Source organism: Veillonella sp. VA141 (assembly GCF_003992175.1).
Classification (GTDB): Bacteria; Bacillota; Negativicutes; order Veillonellales; family Veillonellaceae; genus F0422.
Map to the genome: position 1 here is coordinate 179,572 of NZ_RQVM01000004.1, position 8,367 is coordinate 187,938.

At 41.0% G+C, this 8,367-nt stretch carries 8 protein-coding genes; all 8 read left to right on the forward strand.

Features of this window, described 5'->3' with window-relative positions:
- Genes ruvB through secF form a run of 8 tightly spaced genes read left to right on the forward strand, consistent with a single transcriptional unit; the run spans nt 1 to nt 7,707 of the window.
- Nucleotides 1-1,008: a Holliday junction branch migration DNA helicase RuvB gene (gene ruvB / locus EO112_RS05990; RefSeq protein ID WP_009353399.1), complete on the forward strand. Its 1,008-nt coding sequence runs from the start codon at nt 1-3 to the stop codon at nt 1,006-1,008.
- Nucleotides 1,005-2,477: a SpoIID/LytB domain-containing protein gene (locus tag EO112_RS05995; RefSeq protein WP_240629351.1), complete on the forward strand. Its 1,473-nt coding sequence runs from the start codon at nt 1,005-1,007 to the stop codon at nt 2,475-2,477. The genes ruvB and EO112_RS05995 overlap by 4 nt, the downstream gene beginning before the upstream one ends.
- A gap of 11 nt (nt 2,478-2,488) precedes the next feature.
- The gene (gene queA / locus EO112_RS06000) at nt 2,489-3,514 is read left to right on the forward strand and encodes a tRNA preQ1(34) S-adenosylmethionine ribosyltransferase-isomerase QueA (protein WP_127163412.1); all 1,026 of its coding nucleotides are present in this window, start codon (nt 2,489-2,491) and stop codon (nt 3,512-3,514) included.
- Between the two features lie 45 nt (nt 3,515-3,559).
- On the forward strand, nt 3,560-4,669 hold the full coding sequence (gene tgt / locus EO112_RS06005) for a tRNA guanosine(34) transglycosylase Tgt (protein WP_127163414.1): 1,110 nt from the start codon (nt 3,560-3,562) through the stop codon (nt 4,667-4,669).
- Nucleotides 4,670-4,677: 8 nt separating this feature from the next.
- Nucleotides 4,678-4,971, forward strand: coding sequence for a preprotein translocase subunit YajC (gene yajC, locus EO112_RS06010; protein ID WP_009353379.1), 294 nt, complete (start codon nt 4,678-4,680; stop codon nt 4,969-4,971).
- Nucleotides 4,971-5,540 (forward strand): 5-formyltetrahydrofolate cyclo-ligase, encoded by a 570-nt coding sequence (locus EO112_RS06015; protein WP_127163417.1) that lies wholly within the window; start codon nt 4,971-4,973, stop codon nt 5,538-5,540. The genes yajC and EO112_RS06015 overlap by 1 nt, the downstream gene beginning before the upstream one ends.
- Nucleotides 5,541-5,551: 11 nt before the next feature.
- A complete protein-coding gene (gene secD, locus EO112_RS06020) occupies nt 5,552-6,814 on the forward strand; it encodes a protein translocase subunit SecD (protein ID WP_127068220.1) in 1,263 nt (420 codons plus the stop codon).
- Entirely contained in the window at nt 6,811-7,707 is an 897-nt protein-coding gene (gene secF, locus EO112_RS06025) for a protein translocase subunit SecF (RefSeq protein WP_009353410.1), read from the forward strand. Before secD ends, secF begins: the two co-directional genes overlap by 4 nt.
- Nucleotides 7,708-8,367 lie beyond the last annotated feature (660 nt).

An 8,367-nucleotide genomic window follows, 5' to 3' on the forward strand; every position in this document is an offset into this window, starting at 1 on the left:
ATGGATCAAGAAAATCGAATTGTAACCATGCAAGAACGGGAGGAAGACAATTGGCAATTTAGTCTTCGTCCTCGCTATTTAAAAGAATATATTGGACAAACACAGGCAAAGGAGAATCTTCATATTTTTATTGAAGCGGCCAAGCTGCGAGGAGATACTTTGGACCATGTCTTACTCTATGGACCTCCAGGGTTAGGGAAAACCACCTTGGCAGGAATCGTTGCTAATGAATTGGGCGTAAACTTCCGAGTTACCTCTGGACCAGCCATAGAACGAGCTGGCGATTTGGCAGCTTTATTGAGTAATTTGCAGCCGGGAGATGTACTGTTTATCGATGAAATCCATCGTTTATCTCGCTCTGTAGAAGAAGTGCTATATTCTGCTATGGAAGATTATGCTTTAGATATCATTATTGGTAAAGGTCCGAGTGCTAGATCGGTGCGCATTGAATTGCCTAAATTCACGCTGATTGGTGCCACAACACGAGCAGGATCTTTGGCGGCACCGCTACGTGATCGCTTTGGTGTGATTAGCCGTTTAGAATATTACAAGCAAAATGAGCTAGAGTTTATTGTGAGCCGTTCTGCTGATATTTTAGATATTCATATGGATCCAGAAGGAGCTAGTGAAATCGCTCGTCGTTCTAGAGGAACCCCTCGTATCGCGAATCGCTTGTTGAAACGTGTCCGTGATGTAGCACAAGTATTGGGTGATGGTGTGATTACAAAAGAAATTGCAGATCAGGCCTTACAGCGATTAGATATTGATAAGCTAGGTCTAGACCGTATAGATAGACGCATTTTAAGCACTATCATTGAAAAATTCGATGGTGGGCCTGTAGGGGTGGATACAATTGCAGCCTCTGTGAGTGAGGAACGTGAAAGTGTTGAAGATGTGTATGAACCATATTTGATGCAACTTGGTTTGTTGGCGCGCACAAATCGTGGACGTATCGTCACTCCTGCTGCCTATGACCACTTGGGAATCCCTAGAAAGGTGGATGCATGAGAAAGGTAGGATATCGCTATGTGGCGATAGCGGTTATAACAGCTGTATTAGGAAGTGCACCTTTTGTAGGCGCAGCAGCATCGCAAAAGGAAGTGCCGAAACGTACAACAGTGAAAGCTACTTTTGTGAAACCGAATGAAAGAAAAGATTCGGCAGCATCAAAATGGGTAGTTTTTAAGCCTGCTACTAAAGTGACGAAAGCGACGAAAACAACACCTCAAGAGACAATCAGAGTGCAAGAAAATACTGACAAACAAGCAAGAGTATCTAATGTTGTACAAGAGGTCAAGAAAGGTTCTAGTGGAGAGCCTGTGATACGAGTGTTGCTTGGGCATAGATCACAATCTTTTTCCATTAGTAGTGCTATGCCTATGGTTGTTCTAGATAGCCGTGGACATCAAGTGCAAACTATCAAAGAAAATCAGACTGTGACAGTTTCGAGTGAAGGCGGTTCAGTACATATAAATGGACATAGTATTGATAAGTCAATTACTATTCAAAATACACAAGGTAGATATGGATCTGAATTGCAAACATTAGGAAAAACCTATCGAGGCGCTGTGACAGTACATGCTAATACATCAGGATCCATGAGTGTTATTAATGTACTGGGGTTAGAACAATATGTACAAGGTGTAGTACCAGAAGAAGTGGTACCTAGTTGGCCTACGCCGGCCTTAGAAGCACAAGCAGTGGCAGCTAGGACCTATGCCTTGCACTCCATGAAGAGCAAACAAAATAGTATGTATGATATTGGAACTACTACAGCTGACCAAGTATATGGAGGGAAAAGTAGTGAGTTTGTAAGCACAAATACAGCGGTAAAGCGTACACATGGCATGGTTCTCACTTATCAGGGCCAACCGATTAATGCTCTTTTTCATTCCGATGGAGGTGGCTATACAGAGGATAGCGTGAACCTATGGGGTAATGATTTGCCCTACTTAAAAGGGGTGCAAGATTACTCGAATCATGAGGGTACAACCGTATGGAATGTCATTACCAGCCGTCAAAGTATAGAACAAAAATTAGCAGCAGCTAGCAAATCGGTAGGGTACTTACAGAAAATTGAATTATCTCCATTGGCAGATCGACCTATGAAAGTACAAGATCGAGGGGTTTCAGGACGTGTAAAAACAATGAAATTTGTAGGTGAAAAGGGCTCTATATCGCTTACAGGAGAACAGGTGCAAGGGATATTTGGCTTAAAGTCCACCTTATTTGATTTTTATGTAGGACAAACACCGCCGAGTCGGATTCAGGGGTCTTCTGTAAAAGCTAACCATACGTTTAGTAAAGCGAATCAGACTGTGACAATTCATGGATATGGTTGGGGACATGGTTTGGGACTTTCACAGTGGGGAGCGGCGGAAATGGCTAGCCGAAAAGAGGCAAGTCAGCCTGATTATTATAAAGTGATTTTACAACATTATTACCAAGGTACGGCACTTACGAAACTGTACAATTAATGAGGAATAGTATGAAAGTATCTGATTTTAATTATGATTTGCCTGAGGAACTCATTGCACAACATCCGGTAGAACCACGGGATACGTCGCGATTGATGACCTTAGACAAGGTAAGTGGAGAGATATGCCATAAAGCATCCTTTCACTCCATACTAGATGAACTATGTGAAGGGGATGTGTTAATCTTTAATAACACTAAGGTTATCCCTGCTCGTTTGTATGGAGAACGTAAAGGGACAGGTGGTAAGGTAGAAGTACTACTGTTAACGCCCAAAGGAGAACATCTTTGGGAGTGTCTGGTAAAGCCAGGGAAAAAATGTCTAAAGGGACAACTCTTATCCTTTGGTCCTAATCTAGAGGCTGAGGTTATAGACCATACAGATTTTGGCGGTCGACTGATTCAATTTAAGCCGAACGGTAATTTTGATGAGATTATTAATGATATTGGTGAAATGCCATTGCCTCCGTATATCCATGAAAAACTAGAAGACAAAGATAGATACCAAACGGTATATGCCAAAGAAAAAGGATCGGCGGCAGCCCCCACAGCAGGCTTACATTTTACACCGGAATTATTGGATGAAATTCAGCGCAAAGGGGTACAAATTGGATTTGTTACATTGCATGTAGGGTTAGGTACATTCCGCCCTGTGTCGGCAGAATCCATTGAAGACCATGATATGCATAAAGAGTTTTATCACGTGTCAGAAGAAACTGCAGAGCTGGTGAATCGTGCCAAAGCGGAAGGACGAAGAGTGATTGCTGTAGGAACTACATCGGTGCGTACATTAGAATCAGCAGCGACCGAGGTAGGTCATGTAAGGAGTGGGTCTGATTGGACTCAAATCTTTATTTATCCTGGCTATGAGTACAAGATGGTAGATGCGTTGATCACTAACTTTCATCTGCCACAGTCTACCTTACTCATGCTTATTAGTGCCTTAGCTGGTAGAGAGCATTGTCTAGAGGCCTATGAAGAGGCGGTACGTGAAAAATATAGATTTTTTAGCTTTGGTGATGCAATGTTCATTCGATAAGTTGAAAGTTGTGTTATAATACAGAAGTAATAAAGGAGTGTGTATATGGCGATTAGATTTGAATTGCAAAAACAATGTCCCCACACAGGTGCACGGGCAGGGTTATTGCATACTCCTCATGGGACATATGAAACACCGATGTTTATGCCCGTTGGGACACAGGCGACGGTGAAAACATTAGCCCCAGAGGAGCTGAAAGCGATGGGCTCTCAAGTTATCTTGAGTAATACCTATCATTTATTCTTGCGCCCAGGCGCTGACCTAGTGGAAGAAGCGGGCGGATTGCATAAGTTCATGAACTGGGATCAAGCTATTTTAACGGATAGTGGCGGGTTCCAAGTGTTCAGTTTAGGAAAGCTGCGCAAGATTACTGAAGAAGGAGTTAATTTTAGATCCCATTTAGATGGGTCGAAAAAATTTCTCTCTCCTGAAGTGGCCACTAAGGTACAAGAACAATTAGGTTCTGATATTATGATGGCATTCGATGAGTGTATTCCATACCCTGCGGATCATCGATATGCAGATGCATCAACAGCACGGACCACACGTTGGGCAGAACGTTGCCAAGAAGCACGTCGTTCTAAGAATCAAGGCATGTTTGGTATCGTTCAAGGTGGTATGTATAAAGACCTTCGTGAAAGAAGTGCTAAAGAGTTAGTGGATATGGACTTTGAAGGGTATAGCATTGGTGGCCTTTCGGTAGGGGAACCACATGATTTGATGTATGAAGTACTAGAATATACAACACCATTGTTGCCTACTAATAAAGCTCGTTATTTGATGGGTGTTGGTACTGCTGACTGCTTAGTGGAAGGGGTAGCTCGTGGAGTAGATATGTTTGACTGTGTATATCCAACACGAGTAGCGCGGAATGGTATGGCCATGACGTGGAAAGGGCGATTGAATTTACGCAATGCTTCTTTCATGCGCGACTGGGGTCCGATTGAAGAAGGTTGTGGCTGTTATGCGTGCCAAAACTATTCCAGAGCTTATATTCGACATCTATATAAGGCAGAAGAAATTTTGGCTTTCCGATTGGTGTCGTATCATAATTTATATTTCTTACTAGAATTTATGCGTCAAATGCGTAAAGCTATCCTAGAGGATCGCTTTGTAGCATTCCGCGAAGAGTTCTGGCAGTATTTTACTAAATAGGAGGACTTATGGATTTCTTAGAATTTTTCCAAGGACAAACAGGGCAAGCGATTTTACCATTGTTGATTATGGTCGTGATTTTCTACTTCTTGTTATATCGTCCGCAAAAGAAACAACAAAAACAACGTCAAGTGTTATTGAACAGCCTTAAAAAAGGTCAAAAAGTATTGACTGTTGGTGGTATTTATGGTGAAATTGTTTCCTTAACAGAAGATACATTAGTGTTACAAGTGTCTGAAAAAGTGGAAATGAAATTTGCTCGTACAGCCATAGCTCAAGTTCTTGGAAAGGAACAGAAGTAATGGATAAAACGGCATTGCGTAAGAAGTTTTTAGAACGTCGTCGCAATGTACAAGTCCAAGAGGTTGCAATTTGGTCTCAACAATTAGATGATCGACTTTGGTCTATTCCTACAATATCTGATGCAGAGCATATTATGGCGTACTTGGCTATGCCTAAAGAAGCCAATGTAGATATGTTTATTACAGAAGCATTGCAACAGGGTAAGTATGTATATGTGCCTGTGTGTGTGACGAAAACAGATATGGTAGGAGTTCGCATACAGAGTTTAAAGGACGTTGATAGAGGAGCTTTGGGAATACGGATTCCCAAAGAACCGTATGTAGTTGTAGAACCTCAAACATTGGATTGTATTCTCGTTCCCGGTCTTGCCTTTGATCATAGAGGCGGTCGCATGGGAATGGGGGCTGGATATTATGACCGATACTTACAACAGATTGCTGTAGAAAAACGAATCGGTATAGCCTGGGATAACCAACTTTCAGAAGGAATGTTACCTATGGCACCTCATGATGAGTGGATGCACACCATTGTGACACCATCAGAGAGTATCCATTGTTATAAAGAATAGGAGGGAATCCATTGAACACAAAAGCAGCTTTACGCTTTTTCGGCGTAGTAGCAGTGATTTTAGGCCTATTTATTTGGCTCATTGGACCACTTGCTAACTCCATTAAACAAGGGTTGGATTTACAAGGTGGTACTCACATTGTATTAGAAGCACAAGATTCTGGCCCTAACGTGGTTACAGATGATGCAGTAGAACGGGTTATTCAAATTTTAGGCCGTCGTATTAATGAAATGGGCTTAACAGAGCCTATCATTCAACGAGAAGGTAAAAAACGTATTATTATCGAATTACCTGGTGAAAAAGATCCACAAAAAGCCATCGAAACAGTTGGTAAAACGGCGGTTCTTGAGTTCCGTGATGAAAATGGCAAAGTCCATTTAGATGGTAATGACTTAAAAGATGCAAAAGAACAATTAGAAGGTAAACAAGCATCCGTTAATATCCAATTAACAGATGAAGGTGCGAAAAAATTCGGCGCCTTAACAACAGCTAATATTGGTCGTCACATCGGCATTTATTTGGATGGTGAGCAATTGACAAATCCAGTGGTCAACGAACCAATTACTGGTGGTAGTGCTCGTATAACTGGTAGCCGTGACTTGGAAGAAGCGAAAAGCTTAGCTATTTTACTACGTTCTGGTGCATTGCCTGTAAAAGTAGAAGTTATGGAAGTACGTACAGTTGGTCCTACTTTGGGTCAAGACTCCAAAGATAAATCTGTCGTAGCCTTTGGTGTTGGTATTGCTTTAATCATTGCATTTATGCTTGTGTTATACAGATTATCTGGATTTGTGGCAACTATCGCTTTGTTAGTGTTTGTGTTAATTTTGGTAGCGATTCTAGGACCGCATGCCTTGAATGCGACCATGACCTTGCCAGGTGTAGCTGGTATTATCCTCAGTATGGGGGTTGCCGTGGATGCGAACATCCTAATCTTTGAACGGTTCAAAGAAGAAGTGGTGGAAGGTAAAACATTGCGCATGTCCATGGAATCTGGTTTCCGTCGTGCCTTCGATACAATCTTTGATGCAAATACATCTGTTATGATTACGGCCGTGATTCTAATTGTGTTAGGTAGCGGTCCTGTGAAAGGCTTTGCTATCAACTTGGCATTAGGTGTTATTGTATCCATGTTTACAGCCGTATCTATGAGTCGTACCTTAATGCATATGCTTATTGCAGCGCAAATTACGAACCGTCCATTCTGGTATGGTTCTAATGTATCTCCATCTGTTACCATTGAAGCATTTAAGAAAGGAGATAAGAAAAAATGACATTTGATGTAATAAAACGTCATCGTTGGTGGTTTAGTATCTCCTCCATTGCGGTTATTCTAAGTATTATTTCCATGTTTATGTATGGATTTAACTTTGGTATCGACTTTACAGGTGGTACCATTGTAGAAGTTGAATTTAGTAAACCAGTGCAGGTATCTGCTGTGCGGGAAAATTTGAAAGCCTTTGAATTAGAAAATGCAGTGATCCAATTATCTGGTGCAGATGCTACTGAATCAGAAGGTAAAACGGTAATGATTCGTACTCGTAACCTTGAGGCTAGTGAAAGTCAAGCTGTGGTAGCAGCATTAAATAAAAATCTAGCGGAAGGAACAGTAAAGCGTATTGAATCAGTAGGCGCTGTTATTGGATCCGAAGTAACAGAACATGCATTGACGAATTTATTAATTGCTTTCGTAGCGTTAGCCTTGTATATTACATATCGTTTTGAGTATCGTGTGGCCTTGTCATGTTTGGCAGCTATCTTCCATGACCTTATCATGGTATTGGGGATATTCTCTTTCTTCCATTTAGAAATTGATTCCTCCTTTTTGGCGGCGATTTTGACAGTTATCGGTTACTCTATGAATGAATCTGTCGTAATCTTTGACCGTATTCGTGAAAATACACACACTCATAAGCGTACCGATACATTTGCAGATCTTGCGAATGCAAGTATCCATCAAAGTATCCATCGTTCCTGCTATACATTATCCACAGTATTGTTCGCATGTTGTTCCTTGTACTTTTTTGGTGGAGATACAACAAAGAACTTTGCTCTATGTATGATCGTAGGTTTCGTCAGTGGTGCGTACTCATCCATTTGCGTAGCTACATCTTTGTGGGCAATTTGGAAATCCAATAATAAAAAAGATGCACGAAATCGTCTCTAATGAAGCTATTCTGTTTTGCTAGAATGCTTGATTGGTGAAAGGGAAACGAGCAACATATTCCTTCTCAAGCTATACAGTGGTTATGCTTGTTCAGGAACATGTTGCTCGTTTCTGCATTTCGGCATTTAGGTAATAAGGATATAGCAAAACGTTCTACGCAAAGATGGCGTTCCTTGGTGGTGTCATTGGAAACAAGTAACATATTCCTTCCCGAACTGATACAGTGGTTAGGTTTGCTCTGGAGCATGTTGCTCGTTTCTGCGTTTCGGCATTTAGGTAATAAGGATATAGCAAAACGTTCTACGCAAAGATGGCATTCCTTGGTGGTGTCATTAGAAACGAGCAATATATTTCTTCTCAAGCTATACGGTGGTTATGCTTGTTTAAAAAATATTGGGAAAGGGGTTGCAAAATGTTTAAAAATATCATATAATACATTCAGTGCTTGAGACACAAGCACTTTTAATTTTCTTACAGCTTAGTAACTAAGAAAATTAAAAAGATTAAAAATAACTGTTGACATGATATTGTGAATCTGTTATTATAATCTAGTCGCCACAACACAGTGTTGTGAAGGCGAAGTTGATCTTTGAAAACTGAACAATGAAAGGTAATTACTTCGAAAGAAGTAAACATAAGCCAGAGTGCGGGTTTCACATA